The organism is Vibrio sp. 1069 (genome assembly GCF_033340555.1).
In genome coordinates this window covers 150,326-167,608 of sequence record NZ_JAWOWP010000011.1, presented here as the reverse complement: position 1 = coordinate 167,608, position 17,283 = coordinate 150,326, and the positions used below count along the sequence as shown (strand labels likewise).

Here is a 17,283-nt window from a genome sequence, read left to right as displayed (position 1 = left end):
GTGGACTCCGATACCCCACCGGAGGTAACGATGTAGGTAAAGCTGTCTGCACCGTGGTAGTTGTCGTTTGGCGTGTAGGTTACGCTACCATCCGGGTTGACCGAGACTGTGCCGTTGGCTGGACCGTTATTGCTATCCAGCGACACCGCTTTGTCGTCGCCTTCGAACGTGTCGTTACCTAAGACCTTGATGATGGTCGGCGTGTCTTCCACAACCGTTGCTTTATCTGCCACGATGTCCGCCACAGGGGCTACCGTGAAGTTCACCGTTTGGCTAACGCTTTCACCGCTTGGATCGGTCGCAGTAAAGGTCAACGCTTCAGAGCCATTCCAGTCCGCAGTTGGAGTGAACGTAGCAATGCCATTGACGATCGCCACTTGAATGTTGCTGTTGCCAGAAACGCTGAAGCTCAGCTCGCCATCCACGTTATCTACATCGCTGAAAGCGGTATTTAGATTGATGCTGTATGGGGTGAAGTCTTCTCCCAAGGTTTGGTCTGCAATGCCGCTTTCAACCACAGGCGTGTCGTTTACCGCATTCACGGTGACGTTGACCGTCGCTTGATCAGTCAGCGAACCATCGGTGATGGTGTAAGTGATTTCAGCGTCACCATTGAAGTTCTCAGCCGGTGTGAAGACCAATTTGCCGTCAACAATCTCGACTGTGCCTTGCGCTTCAGGTACAGACGCTGATTCAATCGACAGCTTATCGCCATCGATGTCAGTATCGTTTGGTAGGACATCAATCGTGACAGCGGTATCTTCTTGTGTTGTTGCCGTGTCATCGTTTGCCACGGGCGCATCATTGACTGGCGTCACATCGACGTTCACCGTGGTGGACTCCGATACCCCACCCGACGTAACGATGTAGATGAAGCTGTCTGTACCGTGGTAGTTGTCGTTCGGCGTGTAGGTCACGCTGCCGTCCGGGTTGACAGAGACCGTGCCGTTGGCTGGACCGTTATTGGTATCCAGCGACACCACTTTGTCGTCGCCTTCGAACGTGTCGTTATCTAAGACCTTGATGATGGTTGGCGTGTCTTCCACAACCGTCGCTTTATCTGCCACGATGTCTGCCACAGGCGCTACTGTGAAGTTCACCGTTTGGCTAACGCTTTCACCGCTTGGATCGGTCGCCGTAAAGGTTAACGCTTCTGAGCCGTTCCAGTCTGCGATTGGAGTGAACGTAGCAATCCCATTGACGATTGCCACTTGAATGTTGCTGTTGCCAGAGACGCTGAAGGTCAGATCGCCATCCACGTTATCTACATCACTGAAAGCCGTATTTAGATCGATGCTGTATGGCGTAAAGTCCTCCGCCAAGGTTTGGTCTGCAATGCTGCTTTCAACCACAGGTGTGTCGTTCACCGCATTCACGGTGACGTTAACCGTCGCTTGGTCAGTCAGCGAACCATCGGTAATGGTGTAAGTGATTTCAGCATCGCCATGGAAGTTCTCGGCCGGTGTGAAGACCAGTTTTCCATCAACAATCTCGACTGTCCCTTGCTCACTCGGCACAGACGCCGATTGGATAGACAGCGTATCGCCATCAATATCGGTGTCGTTTGGCAAGACATCAATCGTCACTGGCGTGTCTTCGTCAGTAATCGCCGTGTCATTGGTCGCCACTGGCGCATCATTCACTGGTGTGACATCGACGTTCACCGTGGTGGACTCACTGACCCCACCCGACGTGACGATGTACGTGAAGCTGTCTGTCCCGTGGTAGTTGTCGTTTGGCGTGTAGGTTACGCTGCCATCCGGGTTGACCGAGACCGTGCCGTTGGCTGGACCGTGATTGGTATCCAGCGACACCGCTTTGTCGTCGCCTTCGAACGTGTCGTTACCTAAAACCTTAATGATGGTTGGTGTGTCTTCCACAACCGTCGCGCGGTCAGATTCAATATCTGCCACAGGCGCAACTGTGAAGTTCACCGTTTGGCTAACGCTTTCGCCGCTTGGGTCGGTAGCCGTAAAGGTCAACGCTTCTGAGCCGTTCCAGTCTGCGGTTGGAGTGAACGTAGCAATCCCATTGACGATCGCCACTTGAATGTTGCTGTTGCCAGCAACGCTGAAGCTCAGATCGCCATCCACGTTATCCACATCGCTGAAAGCGGTATTTAGATCGATGCTGTATGGCGTAAAGTCTTCTGCCAAGGCTTGGTCTGCAATGTTGCTCTCAACCACAGGCGTGTCGTTCACCGCATTCACGGTGACGTTGACCGTCGCTTGGTCGGTCAGTGCACCATCGGTCACGGTGTAAGTGATTTCAGCGTCGCCATTGAAGTTCTCAGCTGGCGTGAAGACCAATTTACCATCAACAATCTCAACTGTCCCTTGCTCACTCGGCACAGAGGCTGATTGGATAGACAGCGTATCGCCATCGATGTCGGTGTCGTTTGGCAGGACATCAATCGTTACTGAGCTATCTTCCTCTGTAATTGTTGTATCATTAGAGGCAATAGGCGCATCGTTAACTGAGTTTACTGTTACCGAAACTTGAGCTTCATCCTCTAACTCACCATCTGAGATGGTGTAGCTAATCGTTGCATTACCGTTGAAATTTTCAGCCGGAGTGAAAACAAGCTTACCATTGATAATCTCAACGATACCTTGCTCTTCTGGTACAGAAGCAGAGGTAATGATTAAATCATCACCTTCAATATCACTGTCGTTAGCGAGCACATCAATTACAACCTGGGAATCCTCGTCAGTTTGAATCGCATCATTAGTTGCTATTGGCGCGTCATTAACAGGCGTAATATCTAAGTTAGCAGTGCCATTAATAACACCGCCATCGTTATCAATAATGTCATAGGAGAATGACACTTCAGTGTCATCGTCAGCCTCTGGAATGTAAGTCCAAGATCCATCGCTGTTATCAATTAAGGTGCCATTCCCACTCTCAATAGTGACGTTTGTAATGACAAGAGTATCGGCATCATCAATATTGACGTTCGATAGTAATTCTTCAGTAGTTATCGTGATTGGATCGCTATCTTCCTCAACAGCGCTTAATGTCACTGGAGAATTAGTAAGTGGCTTACTTGAGCCATCCCCACTTGTCTCGATACCTGTTGTGAAGAAATCATTTAAGGTCAACGCTTGAGTTTCAGATAAGCCGAGGGATTCTAAGCCAATAGTTTCAAAGTTTGTTGAGGCTAGCACTTCAGTACCATCTCGTACAATCGTGGCACTATTTTGCAAACTGGAGCCACTATTTTCACCCGCTGCAGGTGCGAGTTCTTCATCAGTAGCAGAAGGGTCTTGACCTTGCTCAATAGCACTAATAATCTGTGCTACATCGTCTGAAATATCTTTTAAACCTTGCTCTTGAGCAAGCTGAATTTTCAGGTCTTGAGGCGCAGCATCTGTCATTGCCACTATCACTTCACCTGGTAGAGGCTGCTGTCCTTCTGCAAGGACTCTCAGCTGCCCATCCAAACCTATTACGACGACTTGATTACCGAGTGGCACTAATGCTGTACGATCCATATAAACCTTAACCCTAAATAACTGTCAAGTTTTTGACTAACAATACTAATTTGCTATATATTGCCCGAATATATAGTGCAATAACAGCAATTTGATGCTCAATAAAGTAATTATGTGTCATACATCAATAAGAATCCAGATGCATAAGTGTTTTATTTTATTAAAATCTGGACACTCGTTTCTAGCCATTACCTTCATCTTTAATTTGAGATCTTAATTCAAGTTTCAGGCAGATTTAGTAGGTTGATTTATCAAAATTGAAACAAATGAACAGCGAATCAACAGGTTACTTCATCGCATATTAATGTTATTGTGCGCTAAATTATTGACGCCCTTATAAGTATTCCACTTATAAGCCCTATCACCTCGAGAATTTTTACCATTATCTAGGAGAATCACAGTGAAGTGGACTCGTGCCAACGCCTTTTGTATTGGTATGTTCACCGCTAGTCATGCTTTTGGGCAAACGCTAGAGCAAGCGGTTGAAAACACATTAAAAACCAATCCTGACATCAAAAGTGCGTTCAATGAATTCGTTAGCAAGCAGTATGTGAATGAAGCATCTGGTGGTGCTTACCTCCCATCCGTAGACTTAGATGCCGGTATCGGTTACGAAGGAATCAAACCCGCAGAGTCAGGGCGAGATTCAACCGATCTGACAAGAAAAGAAGCCACCGTGACACTAACCCAGCTAATATGGGATGGCTCAGCGACACTTAATGATATGGATCGAACAGCAGCTGATGCTGAATCGGTCCGTTATCAACTTCTAGCTGATGCCCAAGACACCGCTCTAGAGGTCGCGAAAGTTTATTTAGACTCAGTAAAAGCTTATGAAATTCTTACACTTTCCGAGAATAACTTGAAAGTGCATAAGAAGATCTATGAAGACATTAAAAAGCGAGTTAACTCAGGTATCGGTTCTACAGCAGACCTAACCCAGGTAGAGGCTCGTTTAGCAAAGGCTCACGGTAACTTGGTGGCAGCTCAGAACAACTTATATGACAGCCACACCACCTTTACACGCCTTGTCGGGCAGTCACCACAAGGATTGATTTTCCCAAGAGCGGACCAAAACTTTATTCCCTACACCATCGATGAAGCGATTGACTTGGCATTCGAGTCACACCCAGTAATCAAAATCTCGGTAGCTGATGTGGACTCTGCAAAGTTCCAATACAAGCAATCTAAGGGAGCTTACTACCCAACGATATCGGTAGAAGCGGCTCAAACATGGCGTGATGATGCAAGCGGTATTGAAGGAAGCAGCGAAGAGACAACAGCGATGTTGCGCATGCGTTACAACCTCTTTAACGGTGGTAGTGACGTAGCCAACGCTGAAAGTTTTGCCTACCAACTAAACAAAGCAAAAGACCTAAGAGAACGTGCATACCGCCAAGTAGAAGAAGGCCTTCGTCTATCTTGGAGTGCGTTAGATTTAACACTTCAACAAAAAGAGTTCCTAGCGGATCACGTAGATTCGGCCTCTGAAACTGTCATCGCCTACGAAAAGCAGTATCGCATTGGAAAACGCACTCTGCTGGACTTGTTAAATACTGAAAACGAACTTTTCGAAGCGAGAAAGAACTACTTGGATGCTCGATACTCAGAGCAGTACGCCAAGTACCGCGTTATGAACGCGACTGGCCAATTGTTAAATGCCTTGCGTGTCGATGTACCTACAGAATGGAATGAAAAGGTGGAGTACTGATCATGAAACCAGTGAAGATTCTATTTGCATTGGGTATGCTCGCCATCACTCAACACGTTGTTGCTGAAGACGAATATGAGTATCGTCCTGTACCAAATGCAGAACAAATAGCAGATTTGCAAGATGACGATAACGATGGTGTCATCAATGCTCGAGATATGTGCCCAGGTACACCTGAAGGCTCAGAGGTCGACAACGACGGTTGTGGAGAATACATTAAAGCATCAGATAACATGCAAGTGCGGATACTTTTTGCTAACGACTCTGATGAGATCAATCCAGTCTTCAGAAGACAAGTTCGAGAGCTTTCCGACTTTTTAAAAGAGTACCCTACTACTTCGATAGAGCTGCACGGCTATGCTAGTAAAGTTGGTGGTTCGAAGCATAACCAAGATCTTTCTGAAAGACGAGCACGCAATGTCCGTGAAGCCCTACTAAGCTACGACATCGAACCGAGTAGAGTCCGCATTGTTGGTTTTGGTGACACTCACTTAGCACAGCAAGGGAGCGATGAAGTCAGCCATGCTTTAAATCGTCGAGTCACCGCATCAGTCGTTGGTTACAAAGGCGAGATAAAAAGAGAGTGGACAATATTCACAACTCTTCCAGAAAGGTAAAGTACCTGTTTTTGTTTGCTCTGCAAGCACAAAGCAAACAAAAACGAGTGAATACTTAACCTCAGAAAAGGAGCTTCGGCTCCTTTATTTTTACTCATTTCGACAACCGTATTATGCTTTAGGAATCGGCACTTTAGTGTTACTCTAGCCACGTCATAACAACGAGAGTTTTGAAATGAGCAAACTTACATCAGATATCCAAGCGAACCTTGACCTTTTTGTTGCAGAAACGAAAGAAAACCAATTGGTTTGGGGTTTACGCAATGAAGAAGGTTGGCTATCTTGCGATTCAACTGAATTCGAAAACAGCGAAGTCATGCCTTTCTGGTCTTCTAAAGAAGATGCAGAAGCACATAATGTTGAAGAATGGGCAGATTTTACTGTACTAGAAATCCCATTAGATATCTTTGTTGAAGATTGGCTTTTGACTCTTGCTGAAGATGGTGTTCTTGTTGGAACTAACTGGAACGATCAGTTAGAAGGCAAAGAAATGGAACCTCAAGATCTAGCAAAGCTTTACATTGATTAAAGATTTCTGACCTCAACTTTATGTTGAGGTCTTTCTTTTTTATGCCTCTTCTTTCAATATCTCGACCAAGTGCATAGTTTTACTACTCTTTTTCTTAGTACACCCAACTTAATCACAACGCTGATGCGTTAAAAGCGCTATGATAACTCAACTTTAAAGGCACCTTAAATTAAAGGCTCGTTTAAACATGCGCGTGCTCTATCCCTTGCTTGCGTCACTTTTGCTCACTCCAGTATATGCAAGCGACACTCAAGATATTGAACCAAACCAAAATATCACACAGTGGCACTCTGTCTACCAAACCACACTACGAAGCAACCCTGAGTCGGCATTGAGCATGCTTCAAGATCGCTACCATACAGCGAAATCGGACAGCGAAAAGCTCTACGTAAGTGGATTGATTTATGAATATATGTCAAACATAAATCAGCCTTACTACGGCAGCAGTCAAGTCTTAGACAACCGTTTTTCTCAATTAGAATCAGAATATATTCTTGCCTTAAAGGAACGTAAGCATGGTAGTTACGAGGCCTCAGTAGATAGCTTTTCTTCTTTGCGACAGACAATGAAGAAAATATCCTATTCCGAAGGCAAGGCTCTGATGAACTATCAACTTTGTTATACGCTGAATCAACAAGGTCGTTATCACAAAGCAAACTTTTATTGCTCATCCTTAGAGAGCCACTTAAATCATAAGCATCAAGAAAACTTCCCTGTTGATCTTGCTTTGCGCGTAATAGCAAATAACTACAATTACCGCGGTGACTATGAAAAAGCCTTAAGTTTGTATCGACAGTTGATGGCCAACATGTCGACGCAAAGCGATCCTTCAGGGATTTACAATGACGTCGGCAATTTACTTGCAGAGCTGGGGCAATTTGAACAATCAGAGCAATATCTCATTCAAGCCCTACTGGTTCGCCAAGATGAAGGGACACCTCTTGAAGTTGCACAAGTCGAACATAGTCTAGGAGCGATGTACAGAAAATCCAAAGAACTCGATAAGTCCATCAGCCACTACAAAAATGCATTGACGATTCTCGAACAACTTCATTACCCATACGGGCAAGGGTTGACCTATTTAGGGTTATCTGCTGCTTTGGCCGATTCTGGGCAATTAGATACCGCGGTAGATTACATTGGAAGAGCATTAAACATTGCCCAAACTTATGAGAATACGCACCTTGAAACAGAGGGTCATTTGGCTGCTGGATTGGCATATTTAAAGAACCATACACCCGAAAAATCGATTGAACACACTACAATAGCGTTAAGATTAGCGGTAAAAAACGCTAGGCCCTTATTGCAAGCGCAAGCCCAATTACTCCTCTCAAAAGCATACCAAGCTCAAAATGATTACAAAAAGGCGCTGGAGCATCACAAGGCCTACTCGAAGATTGAACTAACGAACCGAGACGCGAGTAATATTAAGGCGTTAGAGGCACTAGATCTCACTAAAAAAGAGTATGAATATGATCTACAAGTCGCGCAGTTGAACAACGAAACTCTTCTAAGTCAGTACCAGTTTGAAAAACTCACAGATCAACAACGCACTTATAATTTTGTTGTTTTCTGTTTATTGGTTCTCCTCGCTCTGGCATTGATGGTTCAGCGACAAACACGCTTAAAAGCCAAAATAGACAGCTTAACGTGTGCATTAAACAGAGCGGCAATTATAGAGACGATTAAAAGCCAAACCTCCAAAGCTGAAGGAGACTTCCGCTACGTTCTAGCATTAATCGATCTAGATGACTTTAAGGCGATTAATGATCAGTATGGTCATCCGACTGGCGACTTAGTACTACAACAGGTGTGCAAAGCGCTTAAAGCTAAACTTAATAAGGGAGAGTACTTGGGTCGTTTAGGTGGAGAAGAGTTTATCTTGCTATTGAAAAACGTCGATGAGATTGACGTTCCCTTTAGAATACAAAGTCTGCATAAAACAATTTCAGAAAAGAGTGTACATTCGCTTAATAACCATCAATTGAATATATCTGCGAGTCTGGCCTATCTATCAACCTCAATGCCACTCACCAACTTTGATGAGCTCTATTCGATATTAGACCAAGCGTTATACAATGCTAAGAAGCAAGGAAAAAACTCCCTTGTGGACGCATACAACGAGCCGATCAGTTTAAGTGCTGAGTATATTCTCTAATAAAGCCAAACCACCAGCGTAGTGGTTTGTTATAGGTGGAAGCATCAGTAAGCCATTCAGATGCAACACCATCATCAAGGAGTCTTTGTGCCCAAGGCAAGAAAAAACATTCAGTCTCTAGAGCGAGGTTTTCTAATCCTCGAGTTGCTCTCGATGAGTGAGTCTCCCCTATCATTACAGACGATCAGTAATGCGATCCAGTTAAATAAGACGACTGTTCACGGGTTACTTGCGACTCTACACTCTCTTGGATATGTATCCAAACACAACCATAGCTACAGCCTAGGGTTTAGATGCTATGAACTGTCTAAGCCGATTGAACAAAAAAACGAAGCTATCCGACAACATTTTGTTCCATTGCTGAAAAAAATGGCCCAAATGACTAACAACACTGCTTACCTCGCTGTACAAAGTGGCGCTAAAGAGTACTTGTATATCGATGCTATAGAGCAGGATAACCCTCTTACTATCCGTAGCCCGAGAGGGAAACGAGAAGGACTCACAACATCTGCGATCGGCAAGGTTTTTCTTAGTTTTGATGATGAGCTTCGCCGAACATTGCGCCTTGAAAGCCAAATATCCCCCACGTTAGAAACTGAACTTAATCAGGTTGTATTATCAGGTTACGCACTCGATTTAGAAGAGGCAGAGCCAAACCTCAATTGCTTAGCGATCCCCCTTTACTTGGATGGTAAGGTCGTTGCTGTTGCAGGTGTCAGCGGTGCTGCCTCCGAACTGACGGTCACTAGGCTAAAACACTTTGCCAGCATCTTTCTCAAACTTTAAGATTTGACAGTGTCGAATCCTAGGCCATTTTTATACTGTTTTGATTACATGCTTATACGTCGCCTCTAATATGGTCGTTGTTCAACTCAACAACGTAGGAGAAGCGATGTCTACTGTATTAATCACTGGCGCTAACCGTGGCTTAGGCTTGCAATTTGTCCGCCACTACCTTGGAAAAGGTTGGCAAGTTATCGCGACTTGTCGTTCACCAGAAAATGCTAAGCAGCTCAATGAACTAGTAACCCAATCTAATCAACTTCAACTGATGGCTCTAGACGTCACTAACCAACAAGATATCGATCAGTTAGCCACTCAATTAGCGGAGCGTCCGCTCGATCATTTAATTCTGAATGCAGGTGTATTAGGCGAAGAGTGTGCAACTCTTGGCGAAATGACCCAGAAAAAATGGCTAGAAGTACTAAACATAAATACCGTCGCACCTGCCCTGCTAATTCAAGCCCTACAAGACAACGTTGCGAAAAGTCAGCACAAAACCATCGTGGGAATCTCAACCCGCGTTGCGAGTTTAAGCGATAACAGTTCAGGTAACATGTACAGTTATCGAGCATCTAAAGCAGCGCTTAATCAGGTTCTAGTATCAGCAGCACGCAATCTCGAATCGCAAGGAGTAAAAACTGTCGCAGTTCATCCCGGCTGGGTAAAAACCGATATGGGCGGTGAGAACGCAACCTTTTCTGCCGAGGAAAGTGTTGCAGGCATTGTTTCGGTCGCAGAACAGCTAACACTTGAGCAATCCGGAAGCTTCCGCGTATTTGATGGCTCTACAATCGAATGGTAACTGTTCTCTAAATGACGTCTCCCGGCCAAATTGAAGGCCGGGAGAATACAGTAAACTAATAGGCCAAAAAGATAAAAGCTCGCACTATCGTCAGACAAGCGAGCCGTTATCGTCTATGGTGTTGTACTACCGTCAAACGCTGAGGAAGTCAGCGATTGCAGAGGTGTCATTTAGGCAATGATTTCCCGTGAAACTCACTCAATCATCCCACTCAGGCGCTAGCCCTTCAGGGTTTACTTCGCGGCCATTTCTTTCCAACGCATCTATCTTTGCAATCGCCTCTTCACTCAGATTAAGTTCAAGTGCTTTCAGGTTACTTGCTAAATTCTCTCGTTTAGTTGAAGACGGGATCACCGCGTAACCTTTTGACAAAGCCCAAGCAAGCGCGACTTGAGCTGGCGTGGCCTGATAGTCCTCAGCAATACCTGCAATAGTTGGGTCCCCAAGTACTTTCCCATATGCCAAGGTCATGTAAGACGTTACCTGAATATCGTTTTCCTGCATGAAGCTGACCAACTTACGATTTTGCAAATAAGGGCTAAGCTCGATTTGGTTGGTAACAATATTCTCTTTACCGACCACTTCTATCGCTTGTTGCAACAAGTCAATATTAAAGTTGGAGACGCCAATATTACGGGTTAACCCTTGCGATTTAGCTTCAAGTAATGAAGCCATGTATTCGCTCAAGTTATTGTTATTGCCAGGCCAGTGGATCAAGGTCAAATCCACATAATCTGTATTTAGCTTTTCTAAGCTCTCTTTTAGACTTGGAATGAGTTGTTCCGTGTTCATGTTATCAACCCAGACCTTGGTCGTAATGAATAGCTCATCACGTGCAATACCGGACTGTGTCAATACTTCACCGATTTCTGCCTCATTACCGTAAATCTGTGCAGTATCAATTACGCGGTAACCCACTTCTAACGCATTACGGACTGAATCCTTAACTACTTCACCCTCTAAACGAAACGTGCCGACGCCAAATGATGGTACTTTCATCTAAATCTCCTGAATTATCGATTTTATAGTTGATTCGAAGCAAAACTTTACGCCGCAAGAAACTTTCCGTAAAGTTAACAATACTCAAATCTAATTTGAAATATATTCAACAATGAAAGCTACTCTAGATGAAATGCGCACCTTTATGGCCGTGGTCGATACGGGTTCAATCAGCTCTGCGGCTGAACTGTTATCGATGACCGTCTCGGCGGTGAGTCGATCGGTATCTCGGCTAGAAGCCAAACTCGAAACGACTTTGTTAAATCGCACAACCCGTAAGTTAGATGTTACTAATGAAGGAACGATATACCTCGATAAAGTCAGACATATTGTAGAAGCAGTAGAGAATGCCGAAGCACAACTGAAAAGCCAGAAATATAAGCCCTCTGGCCTCCTACGAATAAACGCAGCTACCCCCTTCTTACTGCACGTACTAACGCCGCACATTGCTAAATATCAGAGCTTGTATCCAGAAGTCGAAATCGATCTCAATTCCAATGAGGAAAATATTAGCCTTTTGGGAACAAAAACCGATATTGCTTTTCGTATCGGTGAGCTACAAAACTCAACCATGCGCGCGATATTTCTTGGTAAAAGTCGGATTCGAATCGTCGCGAGTCCAGAGTATTTAAGACAACATGGTACTCCAACCTCAATAGATCAGTTACTCAATCACAAGCTACTTGGATTCAACAAGCCGGAGTATCTTAAGGAATGGCCGATCATGGATGATAAGAACAAACTTCTGCGTATTATGAGTAGCCTAAGATCTGATAATGGCGAGACGCTAAGATGTTTAGCCTTACATGGTGCGGGGATAGCTTGCCTGTCTGACTTTATGACCTACTCTGACCGACAAGCTGGTCGCTTAGTGGGCGTGCTTAGTGAACACACGCATAATGTCGAACAGCCAGTTCATGCGGTGTATTACAAAAATGCCAGTACCTCACGCCGGATCAGCTCTTTTATTGACTTCATCAAGCAAGAAATCAAGGTAGAGAACCACCAGTTCCTTTAAAGACCACCGCTGTTTGTGGCAAAACACTTTTGTCTTTTTGCCGCTTTTTCTCACAACAAAAATCTCATAGTGTCCTGAATATCAGGGAGGCACCTTGCCTCCTAGTACTCAAAGTAATAGTCAGGCTTCATAATGCATAAAGATTTAAGTAACAGATTCACCATCGGGGTTGAGCTCCCCCTAGATAATGACTGGACCCAAGAAGGCCAGAAAAAACGCCTGCTCCAACGAAAACCGTTCGGCGTACCAGACATGAGTGCACATAAACAGCGTATTATGTTAGCCGATAAGTTAGGCTTTAACGTAGCGTGGGTGAGAGATGTCCCGTTGTACGACCCTAACTTTGGAGACGCGGCACAAATTTATGAACCGTTCAGTTATCTTGGCTATCTCTCTGCGTGCACCGACAACATTCTACTAGGGACAGCAGCGATAGTATTACCGTTAAGACAACCTTGGCTAGTGAAAAAAGCCGCTGCGACCATCAACGAGTTAAGTGGTGACCGCCTGATACTCGGTGTGGCTAGTGGAGACCGCCCTAGTGAATATCCCGTTTTTAATGCCAACTTTGACAGCCGTGGCTCAGCTTTTCGAGAAAGTGTAGAGATTTTGAAAGATACGCAAAATGATAAGCTGGGTAACGATCTACAGTTATTACCCGAGTTTGCTGATATTCCTATCTATGTCGCAGGGTTAGCGCAGCAAAGTCCACAATGGATAGGAGAAAACCTAGACGGCTGGCTCGCCTACCCAGGCACACCTGATGATCATGAACACCGCGTTGCACTTTGGCGCTCCGTAGCGGGAAACAAACCCTACGTCAGCTTTATTCATCTTGATTTAGTCGATAACCCAAATGCACCAGTCGTTCGGCATCATTTTGGTATCCGGGCCGGAGTCAATGGCTTGATCGATGAGCTAGAAAAAATGCAAGAAGCAGGAGTCAATCACATCGGGTTGCATTTCCGTCGTAATAGCCAACCAATTGAGAAATCAATGGAACGGATCGCTCAGTACGTGTTGCCACGCTTTAACTAAGATCAAATAAAAATATGTGCCACCTTACTAAGGGGTGGCACGCTAGGCTTGGCAGTTGGAAAAACAAAGGCTGCAATAACGACAAAACTCTTTTGTTAAAACAACAATAATAGTGTTATTTTAAAGTAAGTCTTGGTTGAATAAAGTCGATGAACGCGGAAATACGCCTAGAGACTGAAGAAGATTTGTAGAACACAGCATTGACCTGTTCTCGTCCAGTATTTGTGATTTTTTCCGATTCAAACAATGCCACTAACCGTCCAGAATCAAGATCATCTTTCACCATAAAGCCAGATAAACATGCAATGCCGTTCCCTGCCAGCACTAACTGTCTAACCGTTTCACCACTGCTGGATAGGATATCAGGCTCTATCATCTCAAACCCTCGTAATGGCCACTGGTTTAACACTTTAGCGCCAGAAAAACCGATCAAGTTATGACTGCGCAAATCGCTCACCGCTTCAGGGAAACCTCGTTTAGATAAATAACCAGGCGTGGCAACGATAAATAGTGGGCTTGTTCCTAAAGGTTTAGCATGCAGTGTTGAATCCGATAATCGTCCAATACGTATTGCCACATCGGTTCTTTTTTCCAATAGATCCACAAAACCCTCATTAGAGGTAAGATCGAGTTGAATATCAGGATAAGCCTCTTTAAATGGCTGAATTAACGGCACGAGTTGATGTAAAACAAATGGGCTAGCGGCATCAACTCTTAAGCGCCCCTTGGGTAATTCACCTCGTGTGATGATCTCTTCTTCAGCTTGCTGTATTTGTAGTAAACCTAAGCGAACCGCTTCAACAAACTGATGCCCTTCCTCAGTAACTTCCACTCTGCGCGTCGTGCGATTCAGCAAGGTTACCCCCAACTGTGATTCAACTTTACTAACCGCACGAGATACCCTAGCGACTTGGATACCTAGTGCATCAGCAGCGGAAGAAAATCCACCACTATCCACAACTGCCATAAGAATCTCTAATTCATCTGATCGGGTTAACATTTCATCCCCTTTCTTAACTGCGCATTTTCATCATTTATAGCAAAAGTATTTTGTAATAAATACCATTTTTCGCAACGAATAACTCTTTAATAATACACGACATGGAAACGGGCTATTCGTTTATCCATTCATATTCAATGATTATAAGAGAGAGTTGTTATGCCTTTAGCTTTACTTGCATTGACGCTGAGCGCCTTTGCTATTGGAACCACGGAGTTTGTAATTGTCGGTCTGATACCGACTATGGCCTCCGACCTCAACGTATCATTACCTTCAGCGGGTCTTTTAGTTAGCCTGTACGCACTTGGTGTTGCGGTTGGTGCTCCCGTTTTAACAGCGCTGACTGGTAACTGGAAAAGAAAGTACGTTCTGCTTTCTGTTATGGCACTGTTTGTTCTTGGCAATCTGTTAGCCTGGCAAGCACCTGGATACAACACACTAGTTACAGCAAGGATACTGACCGGGCTTGCACACGGTGTGTTCTTTTCGATCGGCTCGACTATCGCCACTGGCCTAGTGTCAAAAGAAAAAGCCGCTAGCGCAATTGCTATTATGTTTACCGGTCTGACCGTAGCTCTAGTGACGGGCGTGCCACTTGGAACCTGGATTGGCCAGACATTTGGTTGGCAGGCAACCTTCCTAATCGTCGCGATCCTTGGAATCATCGCACTGATAGGAAGCGCTCTACTAGTGCCGAGTAATCTGAAACAACCACCAGCAACCAAGCTGTCATCGCAAGTAAAAGTCTTGACTCAGCCTCGTCTACTTTTGGTGTACGCAATCACCGCGCTCGGTTACGGTGGTACGTTCACAGCCTTCACTTACTTGGCTCCTATTTTGGAAGAAGTTTCGGGGTTTGGCTCTAGCGCTATCAGCCTAATTATGTTGGTTTATGGTGTATCAGTCGCATTCGGCAACATCTGGGGCGGAAAGATGGCCGACTCTATGGGGCCAATCAAAGCTCTGACAGCGATTTTCTCGGGCCTAATTGTGGTATTGCTCGTGTTTAGTGTCACAGCATTTAATCCAATTTCTGCAGTAGTGACTATTCTTGTCTGGGGTGCCTTTGCCTTTGGTAACGTTCCAGGACTTCAAGTTTATGTTGTCAAACTAGCAGAGAAATATTCACCTGATGCAGTCGACGTCGCTTCTGGTCTCAACATTGCTGCATTTAACGTAGGTATTGCACTGGGTTCTTGGGGCGGTGGCCTTATCGTGGCCAATGCTGGGCTGATGCACACACCTTGGATTGGCGCGATCGTAGTATTAGGTGCTCTACTACTAACCCGTTTCAGCGGAATGCTAGACAAGCGTGGAGAGCAGCACGCAACGGCACACTGATTCACGTTCCAAATCGATAAAAATCAATTAAATTAGCCCGGCATTACGTCGGGCTTTCAATACAGAGTTCAAATACACCATTGACTGAGGTAGAAAGTTTATTCTACCCTTAGGTAAAACAAACGTTCTACCTGGTGTATCAAATAGTGAAAGAAAAAATCGCAGCAAGCCTAGAAAAAGCATTCAGTCAGTATGGCTTCGCCGAGCCTAGCGTACCCCAACTCAAAAACGCCTGCGAAGTCAGCCTGAGAACCCTGTACAAATACTACCCCTCCAAGGAAGCGATGATTGTTGCAGCTCTCGAGCATCGCCATCAAAGGTATTTGAGTTTTTTGCTCGAAGACGCCCCTGCCAATGGAACACCGGCTGTATTACACCTATTCACTCGCCTCGAGGATTGGATGAAGGAGTTTGCACCGAATGGCTGCATGTCCATCAATGCATTAGCAGCCTATCCAGAAAATCTATCAATTAATCAAGCAGTAAAACAACACAAATTGGCGGTCCGTCAGCTTATGGGCCAACTAAGTCAGCGAGAAGACCTCGCAACCACACTCTTCTTGTTACATGAAGGTCTATCCAACGCATGGCCGGTTCTCGGTCACGCTGCCTTTGCATCCGCTGAACGCACTCTGCTAGAACTAATGAAGGAGAACAATCAATGACCACAATCCCGAAAGTCATGAAAGGCGTCCAACTTATCGGTCATGGTGGGCCAGATATGCTTCGTTACCGCGATGATCTACCTGTGCCAGTCCCCTCGCCTGATGATGTATTGATCCAAGTTGCCGCTGCCGGAGTCAATAACACCGACATCAATACCCGAACAGCATGGTATTCTAAAAATGACGCCAATAGCATGGATGCAAGTTGGTCAGGAGACGCGCTATCTCTCCCTCGAATCCAAGGTGCCGATGTATGCGGTACCATCGTCGCTGTTGGTGAGAATATCTGCCCATCACGAATCGGTCAGCGTGTGCTTATCGAACCATGTATTACGCGCTTCCACAGTCAAGCACTTAGCTCGCCTTGGTACTTCGGTTCAGAATGTGATGGTGGCTTTGCTCAGTTCACTGTTGTTGACAGTAAACATGCATATGCTGTGAATAGTAGTTTATCGGATATCGATTTGGCCTCCTTCCCTTGTTCTTATTCAACTGCCGAGAACATGCTTGTCCGCTCTAATGTCACAGCGAGCGATACCGTACTGATTTCAGGGGCATCCGGCGGTGTTGGCTCTGCCGCAATCCAACTGGCGAAGGCGCGTGGAGCATACGTCATTGCTATCGCCAGCCCAGAAAAGAAAGAACAGATCACGGCATTAGGAGCAAACCAAGTTATCCCTCGCGATGCAAATTTAACAGCGACTCTCGGAGAAAACAGCGTTGACGTAGTGATTGATTTGGTCGCAGGAGAGCAGTGGCCACAATTTCTTCAGGTACTAAAGCCAGGATCAAGATACGCTGTTTCCGGCGCCATAGGCGGCCCAATTGTCGAGCTGGATGTAAGAACTCTTTACCTTAAAGACCTAGCGTTATTTGGTTGTACCGTTTTGGCATCAGAAGTATTCGGTAACTTGGTTCGCTATATCGAACAGAACGCAATTCGTCCCTTAGTCGCGGAGTCATTTCCCTTGAACCAGATAGGTCAAGCGCAAGAAGTATTTTCACGCAAGCAACATATTGGGAAACTGGTTTTGGAAATCACATAGCTTTTGTGATTAACAACGACCTATACAAGTCATTGTAATTTGAGAACCCTTTAAGCATTCTACAAAATGTTCAGTAATTAGG

The 17,283-nt window shown here is 45.1% G+C and carries 14 protein-coding genes; 11 read left to right on the top strand and 3 right to left on the bottom strand.

The window, feature by feature from the left end; genetic code table 11:
- Positions 1-3,494, bottom strand: a 3,494-nt coding sequence (locus R7040_RS16920; RefSeq protein WP_318096913.1) for a tandem-95 repeat protein, incomplete at its 3' end; no start/stop codon positions are given.
- A 400-nt stretch (positions 3,495-3,894) separates the two neighbouring features.
- On the opposite strand from R7040_RS16920, the gene R7040_RS16915 reads away from it, so the two are divergent.
- The 6 genes from R7040_RS16915 (at position 3,895) to R7040_RS16890 (ending at position 10,094) form a co-directional block, all read left to right on the top strand.
- Entirely contained in the window at positions 3,895-5,205 is a 1,311-nt protein-coding gene (locus R7040_RS16915; protein WP_017821962.1) for a TolC family outer membrane protein, read from the top strand.
- A gap of 2 nt (positions 5,206-5,207) precedes the next feature.
- Positions 5,208-5,822 (top strand): OmpA family protein, encoded by a 615-nt coding sequence (locus R7040_RS16910; RefSeq protein ID WP_171343397.1) that lies wholly within the window; start codon positions 5,208-5,210, stop codon positions 5,820-5,822.
- Between the two features lie 175 nt (positions 5,823-5,997).
- Positions 5,998-6,351 carry a DUF2750 domain-containing protein gene (locus R7040_RS16905; protein WP_005377352.1) on the top strand — a complete coding sequence of 118 codons (354 nt, stop codon included), beginning with the start codon at positions 5,998-6,000 and terminating at the stop codon, positions 6,349-6,351.
- 187 nt (positions 6,352-6,538) lie between these two features.
- On the top strand, positions 6,539-8,509 hold the full coding sequence (locus tag R7040_RS16900; RefSeq protein ID WP_318096912.1) for a tetratricopeptide repeat-containing diguanylate cyclase: 1,971 nt from the start codon (positions 6,539-6,541) through the stop codon (positions 8,507-8,509).
- Positions 8,510-8,596: 87 nt separating this feature from the next.
- Positions 8,597-9,295 (top strand): IclR family transcriptional regulator, encoded by a 699-nt coding sequence (locus tag R7040_RS16895; protein WP_017635969.1) that lies wholly within the window; start codon positions 8,597-8,599, stop codon positions 9,293-9,295.
- Positions 9,296-9,401: 106 nt separating this feature from the next.
- Positions 9,402-10,094: an SDR family oxidoreductase gene (locus R7040_RS16890; RefSeq protein ID WP_053350369.1), complete on the top strand. Its 693-nt coding sequence runs from the start codon at positions 9,402-9,404 to the stop codon at positions 10,092-10,094.
- A gap of 198 nt (positions 10,095-10,292) precedes the next feature.
- On the opposite strand, the gene dkgB is transcribed toward R7040_RS16890, so the two are convergent.
- On the bottom strand, positions 10,293-11,093 hold the full coding sequence (dkgB, locus tag R7040_RS16885; RefSeq protein ID WP_053350368.1) for a 2,5-didehydrogluconate reductase DkgB: 801 nt from the start codon (positions 11,091-11,093) through the stop codon (positions 10,293-10,295).
- Between the two features lie 112 nt (positions 11,094-11,205).
- Here dkgB and R7040_RS16880 point away from each other — a divergent pair, with 112 nt between their 5' ends.
- Both R7040_RS16880 and R7040_RS16875 read left to right on the top strand, forming a co-directional pair.
- On the top strand, positions 11,206-12,111 hold the full coding sequence (locus R7040_RS16880) for a LysR family transcriptional regulator (protein WP_005377343.1): 906 nt from the start codon (positions 11,206-11,208) through the stop codon (positions 12,109-12,111).
- A gap of 132 nt (positions 12,112-12,243) precedes the next feature.
- Entirely contained in the window at positions 12,244-13,149 is a 906-nt protein-coding gene (locus R7040_RS16875; RefSeq protein ID WP_053350367.1) for a TIGR03571 family LLM class oxidoreductase, read from the top strand.
- A gap of 115 nt (positions 13,150-13,264) precedes the next feature.
- On the opposite strand, the gene R7040_RS16870 is transcribed toward R7040_RS16875, so the two are convergent.
- Positions 13,265-14,149, bottom strand: a complete 885-nt coding sequence (locus tag R7040_RS16870) for a LysR family transcriptional regulator (RefSeq protein WP_053350366.1) — start codon at positions 14,147-14,149, stop codon at positions 13,265-13,267.
- A 159-nt stretch (positions 14,150-14,308) separates the two neighbouring features.
- On the opposite strand from R7040_RS16870, the gene R7040_RS16865 reads away from it, so the two are divergent.
- The 3 genes from R7040_RS16865 to R7040_RS16855 all read left to right on the top strand — a co-directional run bounded on the left by R7040_RS16865 (position 14,309) and on the right by R7040_RS16855 (position 17,201).
- Positions 14,309-15,490 carry an MFS transporter gene (locus R7040_RS16865; protein WP_017635963.1) on the top strand — a complete coding sequence of 394 codons (1,182 nt, stop codon included), beginning with the start codon at positions 14,309-14,311 and terminating at the stop codon, positions 15,488-15,490.
- Positions 15,491-15,633: 143 nt separating this feature from the next.
- Entirely contained in the window at positions 15,634-16,155 is a 522-nt protein-coding gene (locus R7040_RS16860) for a TetR/AcrR family transcriptional regulator (protein WP_053307056.1), read from the top strand.
- On the top strand, positions 16,152-17,201 hold the full coding sequence (locus tag R7040_RS16855; RefSeq protein ID WP_213885718.1) for an alcohol dehydrogenase family protein: 1,050 nt from the start codon (positions 16,152-16,154) through the stop codon (positions 17,199-17,201). The genes R7040_RS16860 and R7040_RS16855 overlap by 4 nt, the downstream gene beginning before the upstream one ends.
- Positions 17,202-17,283 lie beyond the last annotated feature (82 nt).

Coding starts and splice junctions, on each gene's coding strand:
- R7040_RS16855 (WP_213885718.1), top strand. CDS start 16,152: ATGACCACAATCCCGAAAGTCATGAAAGGCGTCCAACTTATCGGTCAT.
- R7040_RS16910 (WP_171343397.1), top strand. CDS start 5,208: ATGAAACCAGTGAAGATTCTATTTGCATTGGGTATGCTCGCCATCACT.
- R7040_RS16905 (WP_005377352.1), top strand. CDS start 5,998: ATGAGCAAACTTACATCAGATATCCAAGCGAACCTTGACCTTTTTGTT.
- R7040_RS16900 (WP_318096912.1), top strand. CDS start 6,539: ATGCGCGTGCTCTATCCCTTGCTTGCGTCACTTTTGCTCACTCCAGTA.
- R7040_RS16880 (WP_005377343.1), top strand. CDS start 11,206: ATGAAAGCTACTCTAGATGAAATGCGCACCTTTATGGCCGTGGTCGAT.
- dkgB (WP_053350368.1), bottom strand. CDS start 11,093: ATGAAAGTACCATCATTTGGCGTCGGCACGTTTCGTTTAGAGGGTGAA.
- R7040_RS16875 (WP_053350367.1), top strand. CDS start 12,244: ATGCATAAAGATTTAAGTAACAGATTCACCATCGGGGTTGAGCTCCCC.
- R7040_RS16865 (WP_017635963.1), top strand. CDS start 14,309: ATGCCTTTAGCTTTACTTGCATTGACGCTGAGCGCCTTTGCTATTGGA.
- R7040_RS16890 (WP_053350369.1), top strand. CDS start 9,402: ATGTCTACTGTATTAATCACTGGCGCTAACCGTGGCTTAGGCTTGCAA.
- R7040_RS16870 (WP_053350366.1), bottom strand. CDS start 14,149: ATGTTAACCCGATCAGATGAATTAGAGATTCTTATGGCAGTTGTGGAT.